Origin of the sequence: Hyalangium versicolor (assembly GCF_020103695.1) — a bacterium.
GTDB lineage: Bacteria > Myxococcota > Myxococcia > Myxococcales > Myxococcaceae > Hyalangium > Hyalangium versicolor.
On the sequence record NZ_JAHXBF010000090.1, the window covers coordinates 1 to 753 of the forward strand.

Genomic DNA, 753 nt, shown 5'->3' on the forward strand with positions numbered 1-753 from the left:
GCGAAATAGAAAAGGGACTCAAGTTATCACCCGACCGGCAGCGCCATCCCGGCGGTGGCCGGAAGCCTCTCACGAAGGAGGATAGGAGTCTCACGGCGGATCTGCGCCGTCTTGTTTCACCCGTGACGCGCGGCAGTCCTACCTCGCCGCTGCGCTGGACGTGCAAGTCCACGTACCATTTGGCGGAGGAACTCAAGCAGCAGGGACACCCGGTGAGTGCGCGCACCGTGGCCAGCCTGCTACACGGTATGGGGTATAGTTTGCAGTCCAACCGCAAGGTGCATGAGGGCTCACAGCACCCGGACAGGGACGCGCAATTTGGTCACATCGCCGAAGAGGTGCAGCGCTTCCAGTCGCGGGGGCAACCAGTCATTTCTGTGGACACCAAGAAGAAGGAACTGGTGGGGCTGTTCCGGCAAGGCGGCAGGGAGTGGGAACGGAAGAAGAAGCCCAAGGAGGTTGGCGTCTACGACTTCCCTGATGAAGCGAAGGGCAAGGCCATCCCCTACGGCGTCTATGACGTCGGCGCCAATTCCGGCTGGGTGAACGTGGGCAGGGACCACGACACGCCCGCCTTCGCCGTTGCAAGCATCCGAGCGTGGTGGCACCACATGGGGCACCGACGCTACCCGAAAGCCCAGGAACTGCTCGTGACGGCGGATGCCGGCGGCAGCAACAGTTCTCGCGCTCGACTGTGGAAAGTTGAGTTGCAAAAGCTGGCAAGCGATACAGGCCTCTCCATTACTGTCTGTC

At 61.9% G+C, this 753-nt stretch carries 1 protein-coding gene; it reads left to right on the forward strand.

The features are described from left to right. Window positions 1–753, forward strand: a 753-nt coding sequence (locus tag KY501_RS52875) for an ISAzo13 family transposase (RefSeq protein ID WP_224373258.1), incomplete at both ends; no start/stop codon positions are given.